Source organism: Dermacoccus abyssi, assembly GCF_003515945.1.
Classification (GTDB): domain Bacteria; phylum Actinomycetota; class Actinomycetes; order Actinomycetales; family Dermatophilaceae; genus Dermacoccus; species Dermacoccus abyssi.
Genome location: NZ_QWLM01000004.1, coordinates 60,978 through 79,175, shown reverse-complemented (window position 1 = coordinate 79,175; position 18,198 = coordinate 60,978). Strand labels below are relative to the sequence as shown.

Sequence of the window (18,198 nt, the reverse complement as noted above, 5' to 3'; positions counted from 1 at the left end):
ACGTGGGGAGAGCGACGGATCAGCTGCGCTCGGGGTAGCGCGAGTGCTCCGGGAAGTTGCCGTAGAGCATCTCGCCCTCGGGCCCCTCGGTCACGGCCTGCACGAGTAGTTCGCCGCCGACGAAGCAGCCGAGCCACGAGGCGCCGTACCCACCGAACGGCTCGGCCTTGTCGCCGCGCGAGCGGGGCTTGTTGATGCCGACCTTGAACGCCTGCAGTTCGCGCGCGAGGCGTCGTGCGAGCACCTCGTCGTCACAGGCCAGGCTCGCCACGAGCGCACCGTTCGACGCGTTCATCTGGGCGAGCAGCTCGGCCTCGGTGTCGACGACGACGATCGTGTCGATCGGGCCGAACGGCTCGGCGTGCATGAGCGAGCTGGCCGTTGCGGGCGACAGCAGCGTCGTCGGGGCGACGTAGGCCGAGGTGTCCTGGCCCTCGAGGAAGCGCCCGCGCGCTTCGACGTCGGCACGGTAGATCGGCACGGCGCCGCGGTGCATCGCGTCGTCGACCTGCTCGCTCAGCTCGCGGGCCTTGGAGGCGCTGATCATCGGGCCGAAGTCGAGTTCCGGCAGATCGTCGTCGTCGTTCTCGACGGCCAGCGGGTGGCCGAACTTCAGCTCCGACACGATGGGCAGGTAGGTCTCGAGGAACGTGTCGACCAGCTCGCGTTGCACAACGTAGCGCGGGTACGCGGTGCACCGCTGCTTGCCGTACTCGAAGCCCTTCTTGAGGTGGGCGGCCAGGCCCTCCCAGTCGGAGAAGTTCCAGATGCCCCAGGCGTTGAGGCCCTCCTGCTCGAGCATGTGGCGCTTGCCGGTGTCGACGAGCTGCGCGGCGATCTTGCCGCCGTTCGAGCGCCCACCGACGAAGGCCATGGCCCCGATCTCGGGTGAGCGCACGAGCACCTCGGAGAGGTTGGCGCCGCTGCCGGAGATGAGCGTCGCAGGCAGTCCCTCGCGCGCCATCATCGCGTGCGCGAGCGTCAGGCAGGTCGCGCCGCCCTGCGAGGGCGTCTTCGCGATGACGGCGTTGCCCGCGAGCATCTGCACGAGCTCGGAGTGCACAAGCACGGACATCGGGTAGTTCCAGCTCGCGATGTTGCTCACCGGCCCCTCGAGCGGGCGGCGGCCGTCCATCATCGAGTCGATCTCCTCGACGTACCAGCGCACGCCGTCGAGGGCGCGGTCCACATCGGCGCAGGCCAGGCGCCACGGCTTGCCGATCTCCCAGGCGAGCAGCAGCGCGAGGTCGTCGCGCACCTCGGTCATCGCCTCGACGGCGGCGAGGACGCGCTTCTTGCGCTCGGCCAGCGGAACGTCCTGCCACTCGCGGTGCTGTTGCGTCGCGGCGTGGACTGCGGCCTGAGCCTCCTCGACGGAGAGCTTCGGCAGGTTGATGAGCGAGCTGCCGTCGACGGGGCTCGTCAGCATCTCATCGGTGCCGTTGGAGAGCCACTCACCACCGACGAGGTTCTTGAGGCGGCCTTCGCCGAAGGCCTCCGGGGCGGCGGTGGCGGCGCGGTCGAGGACCGAACTCCACTCGGTGCCCGGCTTGACGTGCAGGGCGTTGGGCAGGGCGGCGAGCGCTGTGTCGTGCTCGGCGGGCAGGGCAGTCATGGGGACTCCTCACGCGTGAAGGGTGCGCAGGACGGCCACTCGAGCGAGTCACGAGACGCGTGATCCGGGTACGCGTGAGCGGCCATCAATTGGGGTTAATCGAACGCCGGGATCGCGGTGGGCGATAAGGGCGGACATCCCGACGAAGGCGGGATGCTCGTCGATCTCCTGGCCAAGTGGGTGCATGACGTTCCGGAGCAATGTCGACGAAGTCGTGCCGGGCGCCTCGAAACGTGGGAGGCGTCGTGCACGGCCTGTGCTTTGCAGTGCCACGACTGTAGCGAGCCGATTCGATTCTGTGTGCCGAATCGCGACAATCGGCGTTGTCGCGCCGATGACGCTGGGGCGGGTCGCCGCAGCAGATCAGCCCTTGAATCAGCCCTTGCTCGGCATCTCGCGCACGGTGAGGCTCTGCGCGATGCGCCCGACGGGGCCGTGGATGTCGTGCAGCGTCGTCATCGTCACGCCGAGGCCGCTCTCGCCCATGGCAACCGTCGTGTCGAAGCCGGTGGCCGTCGGGTCGGGCCGCCGGAAGAGGTGGACGGTGAGGTCGACGTTCGGGAACATCCACTCGCGCGGGTCGACTCGGACGGCAATGCCGTTCGCGCCGTCGATGACGCACAGGAAATGCGTCGTCGGGCTGATCTCCTCGCCGAGGACGCTCGGCAGGTCGGTGCGCAGCCACGTGCGGTTGCGGCCCGGCACGTAGCCGGGAGGTGCGTCGAAGCGCTCGACGGAACGGATGAAGCCGCCGGGCCACATCTGCCCCATGTCGACGCGCTCGCACTCATTCATAGGAGGCAGCGGTTCGAGGTCGGCGCCGGCGACCGGCGAGGAATCTTGAACCGACAGGCGCCACGCGCGCGCCACGATGATGAGGCGCCCGTCGACACTGAACTCGGCCTCGACGAGTTCGATCGTGCGGCCGGGGCGGATCGTGCGCACGCGCACGTGGGTGGGACGCAACGGGATGAAGCCGTAGACGTCGAACGTCACCTTCGCGAGCTGCATCCCCTCACGCGGCTCGTGACGCTCGATCTCGTGCACGATGAGCCCGGCCGACGCCGCGAGGTGCTGCTCGGCCTCGTTCCAGGCACCCTGGACGTGGATCGTCGGCTCGAACAGCCGCCCACCGTCGTGCTCGCCCAGCGGGACGAAGTACGCGTCGACGTTCTCGCGGGGCGTGAACTCGGCGGTTTCGGGGGAGGTGCTCGCAGCCATGCTCACACCCTAACGGCCCCCGACGTGGCGCAGACCACACCCCCTGTTCGGCCTCGAACACGCACGAAGCGCGGGTGAGAGGACGCATCCTTTCACCCGCGCTTCACGCGGTGCTCACCTCAGGCGACCCCGAGGTAGGCCTCCTTGATGGCCGGGTCGGCCTTGAGTTCGCGGCCCGTACCGGCGCGCGTGATCGAACCCGTCTCGAGCACGAACGCGCGGTGCGAACGGCTCAGCGCCTGGTTGGCGTTCTGCTCCACGAGCAGAATCGTCGTGCCCTGCGCGTTGATCTCCTTGATGATCTTGAAGATCTGACGGATGTACTGCGGCGCGAGACCCATCGAGGGCTCGTCGAGCAGGAGCAGCTTCGGGCGTGCCATGAGAGCACGCGCGATGGCCACCATCTGCTGCTCGCCACCGGACATCGTGCCGCCGAGCTGGTTCTCGCGCTCCTTGAGGCGCGGGAAGAGCTCGAAGACGCGGTCGTAGTCCTCGTCGATGCCGGCCTTGTCCTTACGGCCGAAGGCGCCCATGCCGAGGTTCTCGCGCACCGTCATGCCGGGGAAGACACCGCGACCTTCCGGTGCCTGGCAGATGCCGAGGCCCGGACGTAGGTGTGGCTTCACCTTCGTGATGTCCTCACCCTGGAACGTGATGTTGCCCGACGACGGCGACAGCAGACCGGAGATGGTCTTCATCGTCGTCGTCTTGCCCGCACCGTTCGCGCCGATGAGGGAGACGACCTCGCCCTCCTCGACGGTGAACGTCAGGCCGTGCAGTGCCTGGATGCGTCCGTAGTGCACCGAGACATCGTTCAGCTCAAGCAAGCTCATCGTCGTCGTCCTCCTCGTCCTCGCCCAGGTAGGCGGTGATGACCTTCGGGTCACTCGTGACCTCGGCCGGTGTGCCGTCCGCGATCTTGCGCCCGAACTCGAGCACGACGATGCGGTCGGTGACGCCGGTGACGAGCTTCATGTCGTGCTCGATGAGCAGGACGGTGTACCCGTCGGCGCGGATGGTGCGGATCAACTCCATGAGCTGTTCCTTCTCCGCCGGGTTGAAGCCGGCCGCCGGCTCGTCGAGGCACAGCAGCTTCGGCTCCGTGGCGAGGGCTCGAGCGATCTCGAGACGACGCTGGTAACCGTAGGGCAGGTGCTTCGCGAGACGCTCGGCCGAGTCGGAGATGCCGACGAACTCGAGGAGCGCTGCGGCGTGGTCGACCGCGCTCTTCTCCTCGCGGAAGTGACGCGGCGAGCGGATGAGCGCACCGGGCACCGAGGTGCGGTGACGCGCGTCGAGCCCGACGACCACGTTCTCGAGCGCCGTCATCTCACCGAACAGACGGATGTTCTGGAAGGTTCGGGCGATACCGGCGCGGGTGATCTTGTGCTTGGCCAACCCGTTGAGGCGCGTGTCCTCGAGGATGACGTCGCCGCTCGTCGGCTTGTAGACACCCGTCATCGCGTTGAAGCAGGTTGTCTTGCCGGCACCGTTGGGCCCGATGAGGCCGAGGATCTCACCGCGGTGGATGTCGAACGAGACGTCGTCCAGGGCGGTGAGGCCGCCGAACTTCATCGTCAGGTTCTTCACCTCGACGAGCTTCTCGCCGACACCGACGGCGATGTCACGGTCGGTGGAGATGACCTTGGCGACCTCGAGAGGAACACCGGCCTCGGCGAGGTCGTCGAGCTTGACGCCCTCCTCCCTCACCTTCTCCATGCTGCTGCCGATGGCTGCGAGCTCTTCCTCGACGGCGGGCGTGTTCTGCTCGTTCGTCATTTCTCGTCAGCCTCCTTCTCGGTTGCGAGGTTCAAGGTCTTGGAATCCCCTGCGAACGGGTTGTCCTCGGACTCGGGGGCAACGATTTCCTTGCCGGTGGCCTTCTGGTACGCGCGCTTGGCGTACGTCAGCAGGTGCATACGAGCCGGCATGAGGCCCTCGCTGCGGAACAGCATGAGCAGGATGAGTGCGATACCGAAGATGAGGTACTTGTACTCGGCGATGCCGGTGAAGCGCACCGGCAGGTACGCGACGATGGCGCCACCGATGGCCGCACCCACCTTGTTGCCGCTACCACCGAGGATGACGGCGGCGACGAACAGCATCGAGGTGACGACGTCGAACTTCGCGTTGTTGACGAAGCCGATCTGACCGGCGAACAGCGCGCCGGAGAGGCCACCGAGACCGGCGCCGAGCGCGAACGCCCAGACCTTGTACTTGAACGTGGGCACACCCATCGTCTCGGCTGCGTCCTCGTCCTCGCGGATGGCGATCCAGGAGCGGCCGACGCGCGAACGCTCGAGGTTGCCGACGAGGATCATGACGAGCAGAAGCACGGTGAGCGTCAGCCAGTACCAGGGCAGACCGTTGCTGTTCGTGAACAGCGGCGTGCCGTCGGACGCGGTACCGGGGGGAGCGCCGACCTTGCTGAAGCCCTCCTGGCCACGCATGGCCGGGATGATCGTGGCGAGCAGGCGGACGATCTCACCGAAGCCGAGCGTGACGATGGCGAGGTAGTCGCCGCGCAGACGCAGCGTCGGAACACCGAGCAGCACACCGAAGATCATCGTGACGATGACCGCGACCGGCAGCGTCCACAGGTAGGGGATCTTGAGGTAGGGGCTGTCGGGGCTCGTCAGCATGGCCGCGACGTAGTTGCCGACCGCGAAGAACGCCACGTACCCGAGGTCGAGCAGGCCCGCGTAACCGATGACGATGTTGAGGCCGACCGCGATGAGAGCCATGCGCGCCATGTCGAAGCACGCGATGGAGAAGTCGGAGCCGCCGCCGTCTGTGGAGATGATCGGCGGGTTGAGCACCGGCAGGAGGTAGAGCGCCAATGCGACGACGATGAGCGCCGCCCATTGCTGCCAACGCTCCAGCATGTGCCAGCGCTGCATGAACGTGACCTTGTCGGTCTTCGTCGTCTCGGACGACTCGGCGACGGTGCTCATGCCTTGCTCCTTCCGAGGGTCTGGCCGAGCAGACCCTGCGGGCGCACGACGAGGACGAGGACGAGGACGGCGAAGACGACGACCTGCGACCAGTTGGAGTCACCGAGCAGGAACGGCGCGTAGTTGCTGATCACACCGATGACGAGACCGCCGACGAGGGCGCCGCGGATGTTGCCGATACCGCCGAGCACGGCTGCGGCGAATGCCTGCAGGCCGAGGAGGAAGCCACCGTTGTAGATGACGCCCGAGGGCACCTTCATGACGTAGAACAGTGCAGCTGCACCGGCGAGGAGACCACCGATGGCGAACGTCGCGAGGATGATGCGCTCGGAGTTGACGCCCATGAGCGTCGAGGTTGCCGGGTCCTGCGCGACGGCGCGGATGCCGCGGCCCGTCTTCGACTTCGCGATGAAGCGATCGACCGCGATCATCATGACGACGGCCGCGATGATGATCGTCAGCTGCTGGCTGTCGATGATGGTGCCGCCCAGGTCGAAGATCGGCTTCGGCGTGAACATCGTGACGGCCGGCTCCGCGTTCTTGCTGTGGAAGGCGAAGATCGCGTACTGGATGACGAAGCTGACGCCGATCGCGGTGATGAGGAAGACGAGGCGGGGCGCGTTGCGCTTGCGAAGCGGCTTGTACGCGAGGCGCTCGACGGCGACGGCTGTCGTACACGACGCGATCATGCCCACGATCATGGCGAGCAACAGGTTGAGGATGATCGGCCCGATGCCGAGGTTCGGCGGTGAACCGTTGAAGCCGAGCGCCGAGAGCGTGAAGATCACGCCGTACGCGCCGACGATGAACACCTCGGAGTGGGCGAAGTTGATGAGGTTGAGCACGCCGTAGACGAGCGTGTAACCGAGGGCGACGAGCGCGTAGATGGCGCCGAACGTCAGACCGTCGATCGTGGCCGGGCCGAGGTTGGAGATGAGGGCGTTCCAGTCGAAACTGAGCCACTGCGTCGAACCCGACTCTGCCATGGGAAGCAGTGCACTGAGCATGGTGATGCTTTCGTACTCACCGGCAGACGCCGCCCGCACTGGGCCCGATCAGGGCTGGCGGGCGGCGTCGACCGTGGTGGGTGGAGCGGATCAGATCTTGCCGATGGGGACGATCTTGCCGCCCTCGACCTTGTAGCCGTAGACGTCGGGCTTGGCGAGCTCGCCCTTGTCGTCCCACTTGTAGTGCTTGCTCAGGCCGTCCTTGTCGTAGGTCTTGACCCACTCGAGGAGCGACTTGCGGTCCGTCTTGCCGGCGTCGATGCCCGCGAGGAGCACGGTGGCGGCGTCGTAGCCCTCGATGGAGTACGTGCCGGGGGCGGCGTTGTTCGCGGTCTTCTTGTAGGCGTCGTTGAAGTCCTTGATGAGCTCACCCGGGATGCACGGGCAGGTGAAGTACGCGCCGTCCGAGGCCGAACCGGCCTGCTTGATGAACTCGTTGTCCTTCACGCCGTCCGGGCCGACGAAGCTGCCCTTGAAGCCCTTGGCGCGAAGCTGCTGCGCGAACGGCGAGGCCTCCGCGTAGTAGCCGGCGTAGAACACCGCGTCCGGCTTGGCGTTCATGATCTTCGTGACGGTGGCCGAGAAGTCCTTCTGCTTGGTCGTCACCTTGTCGGAGCCGACCTGCTTGTCGCCGAGGGCCTTCGTGGTCTCGCCGCCGAGGCCGACACCGTAGGGCGAGTCGTCCTGCACGACGAAGACCTTCTCGGCCTTGAGCTTCTCGGTCATGAGCTTGGCGGCAGCCGGGCCCTGGACCGAGTCGTTGCCGAGGCCGCGGAAGAAGGTCTTCCAGCCCTTCGTCGTCAGCTCCGGGAGCGTGGCGGCCGGCGTGATGTGCACGAGGCCCTTGCTCTCGAAGATGTTGCCCGTGGCGTTGGACTCACCGGAGAACGGCAGACCGACGACACCGACGACCTGCGACTTGTTGGCCATGGTCGTGACCGGGCCCGGAGCCTTGTCGGGGCTGCCTTCGGTGTCGAGCTTCTCGAACTTGACCTGGCAGTCCTTGTTCGCCTGGTTGTGCTCGTTGATGGCGGTCTGGATGCCGTTGTAGATGTTGACGCCGAGCTGGGCGTTGTCGCCCGTCACAGCGCCGACGTAGCCGATCGTGACGTTGGAGCACTTGGCCTTGCCGTCACCCTTGGGCATGACGGGCGACTTGGGGGTGTCGACCGTCTGGACGGCCGGGAGGTTGACGCCCGAGGCGCCACCGCTCTCGGAGGAGTTCGAGGTCTTCGAACTGTCGTTGGCGCACCCGGTGAGGGCGAGTGCGGCAGCCGCGCCGAGGCCGGCGACACGGTAGGTGAGCTTTGCGTTCACGGTGGTTTCTCCCACGCAGAAGGGGCCGAATGGCGACCCGCTGATAGTGAGAAGAGACTAGAACGGTTTATGGCCGTGCAACTTCTGATGAATGCTGTTGTGACCTTCTTGTTACGGCAAAGCCCGAGAAAAACGGATTAGTTGCCGAACTATGTTTGTTTTCATTTTGCTTTATTTGGCTGCACCGCAATGAAATTGGGTGAATATGAGCGAGAAATTCCAACGATGAAGATGGAAATTCCTCGCTCGAGAAGCGTCGCGCGAAGTCTCAGACGCGGGGGCCGGAGAGCGGCAGTGACGGCAACGCGGGAAGGCGTAGCGCTCGGAGCCACGCGTCGAAGAACTCGCCGAGATCCTGACCGGCGACCTGCTCGGTGAGAGCGATGAAGTCGGCCGTCGTCACCGTCGCGTACCGGTGCTCGGTCACCCAGCGGCGAAGGAGGCCGAAGAAGGCCTCGTCGCCGAGGAGGGTGCGCAGCGCGTGCAGCGTCAGGGCGCCCCGCTTGTAGACGCGGTCGTCGAACATGTCGTCCGGTCCCGGGTCCTGCAGGCGCAGATCCTGCGGCAGCCGCGACAGGCGCCCGTGGTGCTCGTGGGCGCGCTGTATGGCCGTCGCGAGCCCCGCCTCCTCGCTCCACAGCCACTCGCTGTAGCAGGCGAAGCCCTCGTGCAACCAGATGTCCTCCCACGCCGAGGAGGTGACGGCGTTGCCGAACCACTGATGGGCGAGCTCGTGCGCGATGAGGCGCTGGGCATCCCACGAGCGGTTCGTGAAGTTCGCGCCGAACGTCGAGAGGGTCTGCGACTCGAGCGGGATCTCGAGGTCGTCGTCGGTGATGACGACGGTGTAGCTGTCGAAGGGGTAGTCGCCGAAGCGCGAGGAGAAGAAGTCGATCATGTGCACCTGGTCGGCGTACGCGGTGCGCACGGCTTCGCGCAGGCGCGGCGGGTAGACGAGGCGCACGTCGGAGGGCGAGGTGCGCAGCTGCTTCGTCTCGTACTGGCCCATCTGCAGCGTCGCGAGATAGGGCGACATCGGGCTGGGGCACTCGTAGGTCCACGTCGTGCGACGTCCGGCCTGACGGCGGCGTACGAGCGAGCCGTTGGCGACGACGGCGTAGTCGGAATCGGTCGTCACGACGAAGCGGTACATGGCCTTGTCCGCGGCGCGGTCGTTGCACGGGAACCACGTCGGCGAGCCGTGAGGCTGCGACGCGACGATGACGCCGTCCGTCAGCTCCTCCCAGCCTGCGTCGCCGTCGAGGCCGCGCATGGGGCCGGGCGAGCCCTTGTAGGCCACCGTCACCGTGAACGGCGTGCCGGCCGCGAGGGGCTGCGCGAAACGGACGAACAGGCGCGAGTGGTCGTGGCCGTACCGTCCGACGCGGGCGCCGGCGACGGCGAGCTTCGTCACCTTGAGTCGGCTGTGCAGGTCGAGCTCGATGCGTGCCACGGGCTCGGTGACGTCATCGGCGATGCGGCACGTCAGCACGGCCTTGGCGTCGAGGTGGTTGCCGGCTGGGGAGTAGTCGAGCGTGAGGTCGTAGGCGTCGACCCCGAACGTCGTGTCGCCGTGTCCGGGCACGTACGGGTCGGCGCGCCGGTGGGGGTGTGGTGGCGTCTCATGCTCGTGCGCTCCGTTCACGGGTGGTTTCCGGGGTGTCGTCGTCGTCCTCGAGCCACGGGCCGATGGGGTTACCGAGCCAGCGGGTCTTGTCGGGGACGCTCTCGCCACGCATGACGAGCGACGTCGGCCCCACCGTAGCGTGACGGCCCAGCGCGGCTGCGGGGAGCACGACACTGTTGGACCCCAGGGTGGCGCCGTCGCCGAGGGTGACGGTGTCCATGGCGAGGATGCGGTCGTGGAAGAGGTGGGTCTGCACGACACAGCCCGCGTTGACGCAGGCTCCGTCGCCGAGGCGGATGAGGTCGGCCTCGGGCAGCCAGTACGTCTCGCACCACACGCCGTGGCCGATCTTCGCGCCCATGAGGCGCAGCCAGAGGTTGAGCACCGGCGTGCCCGCGTTCGCGCGGATGAGCCACGGTGCCGCAATGACCTCGGTGAAGGTGTCGGCGAGCTCGTTGCGCCACACGAACGAACTCCACAGCGGGTACTCCGTGACGCGCAGCCGGCCCACGAGAAGCCACTTCGCGACGACGGCCGAGAGGCCGCCGAGGGCCCCAGCCACGACGAGGACGCAGCCTCCGGTGAGGGCGGCGACGAGCCAGCTGAAGCGGTCGGCGACGGCGAGCATCGTGAGGGCCGATCCCGCGATGAGCGCCGAGTGGAGGCTCTGCGGCACGATGCGCAGTGCCTCGACGACGGCGCGGGCCACACGCAGGCGCTGCGGCGGCGCGGTGGTGCGGCTCGTGTCGGACTCGCCGGCCTCGCGTCGTAGGCGCTGCGGGGGAGAGCCGAGCCAGCTCGTGCCCTTTTTCGCGCTGCCGCGAGCGGGTGCCGCCGAGAGGACCGCGACGAGTCCGCGCTTGGGCACCTTGCGGCCCGGCGCGGCCATACCGGAGTTTCCGAGGAAGGCGCCCTTGCCGACCTTGACCGGCGCGATACGGATCCAGCCGCCACCGAGCTCGTAGTTCGCGACGAGGGTGTCGTCGGCGAGGAACGACCCGGCGCCGATGTCGGCCATCTTCGGGAGCATGAGCACGGTCGAGGCCTCGACGTCCTTGCCGATGCGGGCGCCGAGCGCACGCAGCCAGACGGGCGTGAGGGTGCTCGAGTAGAGCGGGAAGAGCCAGGTGCGCGCCTCGTCGAGGAGGCGGATCGTCGTCCACGCGCGCCAGCCCTGGCCGCCGTGGATCGGGTGGTAGCCCTCGCGCAGACCGTGGCCGAGCAGGCGCACGGCGCCCAGGATGACGAGGGCCGTCGTGACGAATCCGACGAGGGTGGCGGGCACGACGCCGATCGCGGTGATGCGAGCGAGGTCGGCGACCGAGTCGGCGTCCTTCAGCCAGGGCCAGCAGACGGCGATGCCGGCTGCGGCCCCGACGGCGGGCACGAGGGAGGCTGCGATACCGGAGGCGGCGTAGGCGCCGAGCCAGATCGGCTTGTTCGGCGGCGCCTCGTCCTCCCACGGGCCGCGTGCCTCGCCGATGTGGACGGCCGGCGCGCCCGACCACAGTTCACCGGCGTGGACGTCGCCGAAGACGCCGGAACCGGGGGCCACCTCGGCACGCTTGCCGATGCGTGCGCCCGGCAGGAGCGTCGAGCGGGTGCCGACCCGGGCGTTCGCGCCCACCTCGATGCGCCCGAGGTGGAAGACGTCGCCGTCGATCCAGTGCCCGCGCAGTTCCACCTCGGGCTCGACGGAGCAGCCCTTGCCGAGCGTGAGCAGGCCGGTGACCGGAGGTAGGCTGTGCAGGTCGACGTGTTTGCGGATGTCGCAGCCGAGCAGCCGTGCGTAGAACTTCACGAGGGGAGCGCCCGCGAGCGTCGTCGCCCCGAGCTCGTCGGCCAGACGCTCGGCGAGCCAGACGCGCAGGTGGGTGCGTCCACCACGGGTGTAGGCGCCGGGCTGCACGCCCCGCAGGATGACGCGGGCGGCGAGCGCGGCGAGGATCATGCGTCCCGGCGGCGCGACGAAGAGCACCCAGCCGAGGGCGATCCAGAACCAGTCGAGCGTCGGAATCCACTCGAGTCCGACGGCGTGGGCGAGGTTCGCGCCCGCTCCGAGCCACGTCAGCCACCGCAGCGCGGAGAACTGCCGGACGGCGAGGGAGGCGACCACCTGCATCGTCTGGGTACTGCGTCGCACCCGGACCACGTCGTCGTTGAGGCGCGTGGTCGGCGAATCCATCGCGTCGATCGCGGCGGCGAGCTCGGCGATCGACTCGTTCTCGTAGACGTCGGCGACCGTGAACTCGGGGTGCGTCTCGCGGACGCGGGCGACGAGTTGGGCGGCGCTCAGCGAACCGCCGCCGAGGTCGAAGAAGTTGTCCTCGGGGGAGGCCGGCGGTGCGCCGAGGATGGCGGTGTAGAGCTCGCGAAGGCGGGCTGCGGTGCCGGTGAAGGCGCCGTCCTCGTCGTCGGAGGTGATCTCGAGCGGCCACGGCAGGGCGTCGCGGTCGATCTTGCCGGAGGTGCGCGTCGGCAGCGTGTCGACGACCGCGAGTTGAGGCACGAGCGCCGCGGGCATGGTCTCGCGCAGATGAGCGGTGGCGGCCTTGCGGTCGAAACCGTCCTCGACGGTGAGGTAGCCGACGAGAAGCTTGTTGCCGGTCTGGGAGGTACGCACGGCAGCGGCTGCGCCGCTCACGCCGGGAAGCTGGAGCAGGTTCGAGTCGATCTCGCCGAGCTCGATGCGCCGGCCGCCGAGCTTGATCTGGTCGTCGGCTCGGCCGTTGAAGACGAGGCCCCGCGGGTCGTTCACGACGATGTCGCCGCTGCGGTAGGCGCGCTCCCAGCCGAGCGTCGGCATGGGGGCGTACTTCTCCGCGTCCTTGGCCGGGTCGAGGTAGCGGGCCAGCCCGACGCCGCCGATGATGAGCTCGCCGGGCTCACCCTCGGGCACGGGGTTGCCCTCGCCGTCGACGACGGCGAGATCCCAGCCGTCCAGCGGCAGGCCGATGCGCACGGGTGGTTCGCCCGTCAGCTGCGCGGCACACGCGACGACGGTGGCCTCGGTGGGGCCGTAGGTGTTCCACACCTCGCGTCGCTCGTTCGCCAGGCGCGCGCCGATCTCAGGCGGGCAGGCCTCTCCGCCGAGGATGAGCAGGCGTACCTCGGCCAGCGCCTCGTGCGGCCAGAGCGCGACGAGCGTCGGCACGGTGGAGATGACGGTGATGTCGTTGGCGCTCAGCCACGGGCCGAGATCCATGCCGGACTTCACGAGGCTGCGCGGCGCGGGCACGAGGCAGGCCCCGTAACGCCACGCGAGCCAGATCTCCTCGCAGCTCGCGTCGAACGCGACGGACAAGCCCGCCATGACGCGGTCGCCCGGGCCGATAGGAGCGTCCTGGAGGAAGAGGTTCGCTTCGGCGTCGACGAAGGCCGCGGCGTTGCGGTGCGTCACGGCGACGCCCTTGGGCTTGCCCGTGGAACCCGACGTGAAGATGATCCATGCGTCGTCGGTGAGGCCCGGGTCGCCGGTGTGGGTGTTGCCGTCGTCCGCGTGCTCGTGTTCGCGGGGGCTGATGACGAGGTCCTTGCCCGCGATGGCGGCGACGTCGGCCTCACCGAAGACGGTGTCGGCGCGCTCGTCAGGATCGTCGAAATCGACCGGGACGTAGGCGCATCGAGCGACGAGGGTGCCGGCGATCGCGACGTAGAGGTCGAGCGTTCCGGACGGGATGCGGATGCCGATGCGTTCGCCGGAGCCGATACCCATCTCGTGTAGGGCGTCGGCGAACTGCTCTGCGGCGTCGGCGAACTCGGCGTACGTCATGACGTCGACGCCGTTGTCCACCGCCGGCGCATCCGGGTTGGCGGCCACCGTCTCGCGCAGGATGTCGACGAGCGTTCGTGGCGCGGGTGCCCGGTCGGCCCGCAGCAGCGTACTTTCGGGTGGATCGCTCGTCATGAGGCGCATTGTCCTACCTCCAGATGACCTGGAGGTGACATGAGCCGCACCGGTGAGCCGAATCACTGCGCTAGCCGGTGGCTGGGCAGGGCGTCCGGTGGGAGAGACGCCGCCGCCTCCATTCGTCCCGCCGGGGCGAATGCGTGAGACTGGAACCATGAGCATCGGCATTCTCACCAGCGGAGGCGACTGCCCCGGACTCAACGCCGTCATCCGCGGCGCCGTGATGAAGGGCGACAAGATCTACGAGCAGGAGTTCGTCGGTATCCGTGACGGATGGCGCGGGCTCATCGTCGACGACATCTCGCCGCTGCCGCGTCGGCGCGTGCGAGGGCTCTCCAAGGAGGGCGGCACGATTCTCGGCACGTCCCGCACGCACCCCTACAACGGTATCGACGGCGTGGGCGGGCCGAAGGCGATCCGTGAGGTCATGGATCGCCACGGCATCGAGGCCGTCATCGCCATCGGCGGCGAGGGCACGCTCTCGGGCGCCGCGCGGCTCGCGATCGACGGGCTCCCCATCGTCGGCGTCCCGAAGACCATCGACAACGACCTGTCCGGCACGGACTACACCTTCGGTTTCGACACGGCGGTCTCGATCGCCACGGAGTCGATCGACCGTCTGCGCACGACCACCGAGGCGCACCACCGGTGCATGGTCGTGGAGGTCATGGGCCGCCACGTCGGCTGGATCGCGCTGCACGCCGGTATCGCGAGTGGCGCGCACGCCATCCTCATCCCCGAGGTGTCGGTGACGCTCGAGCAGATCGCCGAGTGGGTGCGCCTGACTCAGGCCCGCGGTCGCGCGCCTGTCGTCGTCGTCTCCGAGGGCTTCCAGCTCAAGAACGACCGCGGCGAGTCGGAGAACATCGTCGCCGAGCGCGGCCTCGATGCCGCCGGGCGTCCGCGTCTGGGTGGTATCGGCGAGGCGCTCGCGCCGCTCATCGAGGCGAAGACCGGCATCGAGACGCGCGCTGCGACGCTCGGCCATCTGCAGCGCGGCGGTGTACCGACGGCGTACGACCGTGTGCTCGCCACCCGGTTCGGGCACGCCGCCATCGACGCGGTGATGCAGCGCAAGTGGGGGCAGATGGTGGCGCTCAAGGGAATCGACATCGAGACGGTGCCGATGGACGAGGCCACCAAGGAACTCAAGAAGGTCCCGCGTGAGCAGTGGGACGACGTCGCCGTCCTCTTCGGCTGATGGCGTCGAGGTTCGTGCGGACGGCGCTCGCCTACCTCGGAATAGTGGGCGACGAGTCCGCTGAGTCGCGCCAGGTGGGCACCGTTGCCGCTCCGGCCCGTCAGGATCGTTCGCGTTCGGGCGGGCTGGTCGTCGTCGTGGTGTTCGTGCCGCGGGAGGCTGCCGACCGTGTTCGACGGGCGGCGGCCAGCGCCGGCGCGGGGGCGATCGGTGACTACCGGGCCTGCTCGTTCAGCGCGGCAGGTGAAGGGCGATTCGAGCCGCAGGTCGGGGCCCGCCCGACGATCGGTCGGGTCGGTGAGCCGGAGGTCGTCGACGAGATGCGCGTCGAGATGGTCGTGCCTCGGCGTGACGCTCGCCGCGTCGTCGACGCCGTCCTGGCGGCGCACCCCTACGAGGAGCCGGCCTGGCACGCCTACGAGACGCTGGGGCTTTCCGAGCTCTAGCCCTCGGGCGTGAAGATGTCCTCGATGCGGCACGTGAAGACGCGCGCGAGGCTGAACGCCAGGGGGAGCGAGGCGTCGTAGCGTCCCTTCTCGATCGAGATGACGGTCTGTCGCGAGACGCCGAGTTCGTCGGCCAGCCGCTGTTGCGACCAGCCGCGCTCGGCGCGCAGCGCGGGCAGATTGTTCTCCACGTCAGCTCTCGCGTCGCTTGATGAGCCGGTAGCGCACGCTGACGTCTGCCGCCGCGAACACCATGCAGGCGAGGAGGGCATCCGACGCGGTGAGTCCGTCCCGCCACTGAGGCACGACGCTCAGTGCCGTCGCGGTAAGGCCCATGACCACGAGCAGGTCGTGGAAGGTGCCGCGCGTGGCCCGGTCGTACCACTGCGCTTCGACGGTTTCCTCCGGGTTGCGCACTGCGCCCTTCACGGTGCGGCGGTCGACGACGACAACCCACCCGAGCGCGAGACCGGGCATGAAGGACATGGCGGCGACGACGATGCCGTAGACGAGCCCGTTGGTGCCGCTGGCGAACGCCCAGACGGTGAGTCCGAGGACGGCGGCCACTGCCACGCCGATTCCGATGGCGCCCGGCCAGGGTGAACGGCCCGAACGTGTGCTGCCCCAGGTGCTCTGCGTGGTCATGGTGTTCCCCTTTCGCGATGTCAAACACGCTTTACTGTGAAGGTTCCTTTACAGTAAAGCGTGTGTGACATCGTGGTCAAGGGTCCACCCGAAGCCGGCGTTGTTCGAACGCCGAGAATCCTCGGGTGTGGTCCTCGGGTGGGGATCAGGGCCAGAGCCAGCAGTAGATGTGCTTGCCCTCGTCCTGCGCGCGTAGCGTCAGAGCGACGAACTCGGCGAGGAAGTCGGCGAGATCGCGAGGGTGAGGGTTCCACTCGTCCGCGCCCTCGGGTGCTTCCACCGCGGACCACTGGGCGGCCAGCCCGTCGAACGGAGCTTCACGCGTCGACATGAGCGCCACCAACCCCGGATCGACCTGGAGAACGAACTTCTGTTCGTCGGCGCTGACGGCCACCGGTGCGGGCCAGCCCGAGTCGAGGAACTCCTCGACGGGAACCCCCGTGAGCAGCTCGTTGAGGTAGCCGAGCGCGAGGCCCGGGTCGACGTCCTGACTCGCGACGACGTCGTACTCGGGTGCAGCGGAATCGGACTCGTCGTCGAAGGGGAGGGAGCGCAGGCCGGATTCGAGATCGACCGTGCGAGCGGCCTCCTCGTCGGTCGCGGCGGCGAAATAGTCGATCTGAAGGGCCATGCCGTCAGCCTACGGCCGACGGGCCTACTGCGACCATGACCGCAGGCGTGCCGTGCCGTCGACGAGGAGGCCCAGGGCTGCCGTGTAGGTGGACATGACGATGCCGTCTGCGACGTCGCGGCCAGGCCCCTCGGGCAACAGTTGCCGCGCGACGATGACTGCGTCGGAGACGAGGAACAGTGGGCCCCCGATGCGGATCGCCGCGAAGGGGCCGGTGCCCGCCGGTGCCCCCTGCGTCAGAGCCGCCATCGAGGCGAGCAGGACACCGTACCCAGCGACGACGGGGTCGGGTGTGCTGCCGCGCCGTCGCGACGTGCCGCGAGGCCGTCGGCGACGGCGAAGGCGGCAAGCGTGACGCCCGCCGCGACGCTCGCCTCGCGGCGGAAGCGGTAGCCGGCGCGAGCGAGCACCGTCATGAGGCCGAGCTGCTGCACTGCGAACGCCGACGCGCTACGCCGCAGGTGGGCCCGGGCCGTCGTGCCGGTGGAGCGAGACTCGGCGAGCATGAAGTGATCGCCGAGGGCGGAGCCTGTGAGGGCGGTGAGCAGGGTTGCCATCGTGGTGCGGCGGGCGGGGCTGAAAGCGCCCGGCTGCGCAGCCAGGTCGAGCATGAGCAGGGGCGCGACGGCGTACTTCGTCGCGGCGTGTGCGCGGTCGTTGCCGACGGCGGCGGCTCCGCTCGTCAGGGCTGAGGCCGCGGCGTAGAGCCGGCCGGTCGGGCGTCGGAGGAAGCCGGAGGAGCCGGGGAGTGGGCGAATCACGAGGCGTCCCGCTTGGCGCGTCGCTCGACGAGCTTGGGTGCCTGGTCGAAGGCGGCGCTGAGGAGGGCGTCCATGGCGCGGTCCGGCAGGACGCGGCGTGCGGCGACGAGGGGCTTGGCTCCCATGCCGATCGTGTACTTGCTGCGCGGTCGTTTCGCCGTGCACGCCGCGACGACGGCGCGCGCGACGACCTCGGGTTCGGAGGAGTTCGCGTCGCTGCCGCGCAGCATCGTCGCGAGGGTGCGGGCCTGCGTCGCGTAGGGCCCGTGGCCACTGCGCTGCTCGAGCGAGTCGGCGGAGATGCCGGCCCACTCGGACTTGATGCCGCCGGGCTGCACCGTGACGACGTCGATGCCGAACGGTTTGAGTTCGAGGCGCAGGGAATCGGACAGGCCGTTCACCGCGAACTTCGTCGCGTGGTACCAGGAGCCGAGCGGTTCGTAGATGTGGGCGGCCATCGACGAGATGTTGACGATGCGTCCGCTGTGCTGGGCGCGCATCGTCGGTGTGACGAGCTGCGTCAGGCGCGCGAGGCCGAAGACGTTGACCTCGAACTGGCGGCGGGCCTCGTCCATCGGCACCTCCTCGAGGGCGCCGTACGAGCCGTAGCCGGCGTTGTTGACGAGGGCATCGATGCGTCCGCACTCGTCCAGGATGCGCTGAACACCCGCGGTCATTGACGCGTCGTCCGTGACGTCCATGCCGAGAACGTGAGCGCCGCGGTCGGCGAGGCCCGCCATGCGATCGACGCGGCGTGCTGCGGCGTACACCGTCCACCCTTCGTCGAGCAGGGCGCGTGCTATGGCCTCACCGATACCGGCAGAGGCTCCTGTGACCAGGGCGATCTTCGTCGTCATGTCGGT

The 18,198-nt window shown here is 68.5% G+C and carries 17 protein-coding genes; 2 read left to right on the top strand and 15 right to left on the bottom strand.

Translation table 11 applies throughout. The features are described from left to right. Positions 1-19: 19 nt before the first annotated feature. The 9 genes from D1832_RS04860 to D1832_RS04820 all read right to left on the bottom strand — a co-directional run bounded on the left by D1832_RS04860 (position 20) and on the right by D1832_RS04820 (position 13,648). Positions 20-1,615 carry an aldehyde dehydrogenase family protein gene (locus tag D1832_RS04860; protein ID WP_118912866.1) on the bottom strand — a complete coding sequence of 532 codons (1,596 nt, stop codon included), beginning with the start codon at positions 1,613-1,615 and terminating at the stop codon, positions 20-22. Between the two features lie 375 nt (positions 1,616-1,990). Then, positions 1,991-2,836: a thioesterase family protein gene (locus D1832_RS04855; RefSeq protein ID WP_118913021.1), complete on the bottom strand. Its 846-nt coding sequence runs from the start codon at positions 2,834-2,836 to the stop codon at positions 1,991-1,993. A gap of 119 nt (positions 2,837-2,955) precedes the next feature. Next, the gene (locus D1832_RS04850; protein WP_118912865.1) at positions 2,956-3,669 is read right to left on the bottom strand and encodes an ABC transporter ATP-binding protein; all 714 of its coding nucleotides are present in this window, start codon (positions 3,667-3,669) and stop codon (positions 2,956-2,958) included. After that, complete coding sequence (locus tag D1832_RS04845; protein ID WP_118912864.1) at positions 3,656-4,615, bottom strand: ABC transporter ATP-binding protein; 960 nt, start codon at positions 4,613-4,615, stop codon at positions 3,656-3,658. The genes D1832_RS04850 and D1832_RS04845 overlap by 14 nt, the downstream gene beginning before the upstream one ends. Further along, positions 4,612-5,790 carry a branched-chain amino acid ABC transporter permease gene (locus tag D1832_RS04840; RefSeq protein ID WP_047310547.1) on the bottom strand — a complete coding sequence of 393 codons (1,179 nt, stop codon included), beginning with the start codon at positions 5,788-5,790 and terminating at the stop codon, positions 4,612-4,614. The genes D1832_RS04845 and D1832_RS04840 overlap by 4 nt, the downstream gene beginning before the upstream one ends. Further along, positions 5,787-6,776: a branched-chain amino acid ABC transporter permease gene (locus D1832_RS04835; RefSeq protein ID WP_227484350.1), complete on the bottom strand. Its 990-nt coding sequence runs from the start codon at positions 6,774-6,776 to the stop codon at positions 5,787-5,789. Before D1832_RS04835 ends, D1832_RS04840 begins: the two co-directional genes overlap by 4 nt. A 111-nt stretch (positions 6,777-6,887) precedes the next feature. Beyond that, the gene (locus D1832_RS04830) at positions 6,888-8,114 is read right to left on the bottom strand and encodes a branched-chain amino acid ABC transporter substrate-binding protein (RefSeq protein ID WP_047310546.1); all 1,227 of its coding nucleotides are present in this window, start codon (positions 8,112-8,114) and stop codon (positions 6,888-6,890) included. 268 nt (positions 8,115-8,382) lie between these two features. Next, on the bottom strand, positions 8,383-9,759 hold the full coding sequence (locus tag D1832_RS04825) for a M1 family metallopeptidase (protein ID WP_118912863.1): 1,377 nt from the start codon (positions 9,757-9,759) through the stop codon (positions 8,383-8,385). After that, positions 9,737-13,648: a Pls/PosA family non-ribosomal peptide synthetase gene (locus D1832_RS04820; protein WP_241510865.1), complete on the bottom strand. Its 3,912-nt coding sequence runs from the start codon at positions 13,646-13,648 to the stop codon at positions 9,737-9,739. The genes D1832_RS04825 and D1832_RS04820 overlap by 23 nt, the downstream gene beginning before the upstream one ends. A 157-nt stretch (positions 13,649-13,805) precedes the next feature. On the opposite strand from D1832_RS04820, the gene D1832_RS04815 reads away from it, so the two are divergent. After that, positions 13,806-14,852: a 6-phosphofructokinase gene (locus D1832_RS04815; protein ID WP_047310543.1), complete on the top strand. Its 1,047-nt coding sequence runs from the start codon at positions 13,806-13,808 to the stop codon at positions 14,850-14,852. Then, positions 14,852-15,298, top strand: coding sequence for a hypothetical protein (locus D1832_RS04810; RefSeq protein ID WP_241510864.1), 447 nt, complete (start codon positions 14,852-14,854; stop codon positions 15,296-15,298). The genes D1832_RS04815 and D1832_RS04810 overlap by 1 nt, the downstream gene beginning before the upstream one ends. Here D1832_RS04810 and D1832_RS04805 read toward each other — a convergent pair. The 6 genes from D1832_RS04805 to D1832_RS04780 form a co-directional block, all read right to left on the bottom strand. After that, positions 15,295-15,489, bottom strand: a complete 195-nt coding sequence (locus D1832_RS04805; protein ID WP_047310542.1) for a helix-turn-helix transcriptional regulator — start codon at positions 15,487-15,489, stop codon at positions 15,295-15,297. The two genes, D1832_RS04810 and D1832_RS04805, sit on opposite strands and share 4 nt — an antisense overlap. Position 15,490: 1 nt before the next feature. Further along, positions 15,491-15,943 carry a hypothetical protein gene (locus tag D1832_RS04800; protein ID WP_118912861.1) on the bottom strand — a complete coding sequence of 151 codons (453 nt, stop codon included), beginning with the start codon at positions 15,941-15,943 and terminating at the stop codon, positions 15,491-15,493. Between the two features lie 145 nt (positions 15,944-16,088). Further along, positions 16,089-16,574: a hypothetical protein gene (locus D1832_RS04795; RefSeq protein WP_118912860.1), complete on the bottom strand. Its 486-nt coding sequence runs from the start codon at positions 16,572-16,574 to the stop codon at positions 16,089-16,091. A gap of 24 nt (positions 16,575-16,598) precedes the next feature. Next, the gene (locus tag D1832_RS04790) at positions 16,599-16,823 is read right to left on the bottom strand and encodes a lysoplasmalogenase family protein (RefSeq protein ID WP_118912859.1); all 225 of its coding nucleotides are present in this window, start codon (positions 16,821-16,823) and stop codon (positions 16,599-16,601) included. Next, positions 16,811-17,335: a hypothetical protein gene (locus D1832_RS04785; RefSeq protein ID WP_118912858.1), complete on the bottom strand. Its 525-nt coding sequence runs from the start codon at positions 17,333-17,335 to the stop codon at positions 16,811-16,813. The genes D1832_RS04790 and D1832_RS04785 overlap by 13 nt, the downstream gene beginning before the upstream one ends. Continuing rightward, positions 17,332-18,192: an oxidoreductase gene (locus D1832_RS04780; protein WP_118912857.1), complete on the bottom strand. Its 861-nt coding sequence runs from the start codon at positions 18,190-18,192 to the stop codon at positions 17,332-17,334. Before D1832_RS04780 ends, D1832_RS04785 begins: the two co-directional genes overlap by 4 nt. Positions 18,193-18,198 lie beyond the last annotated feature (6 nt).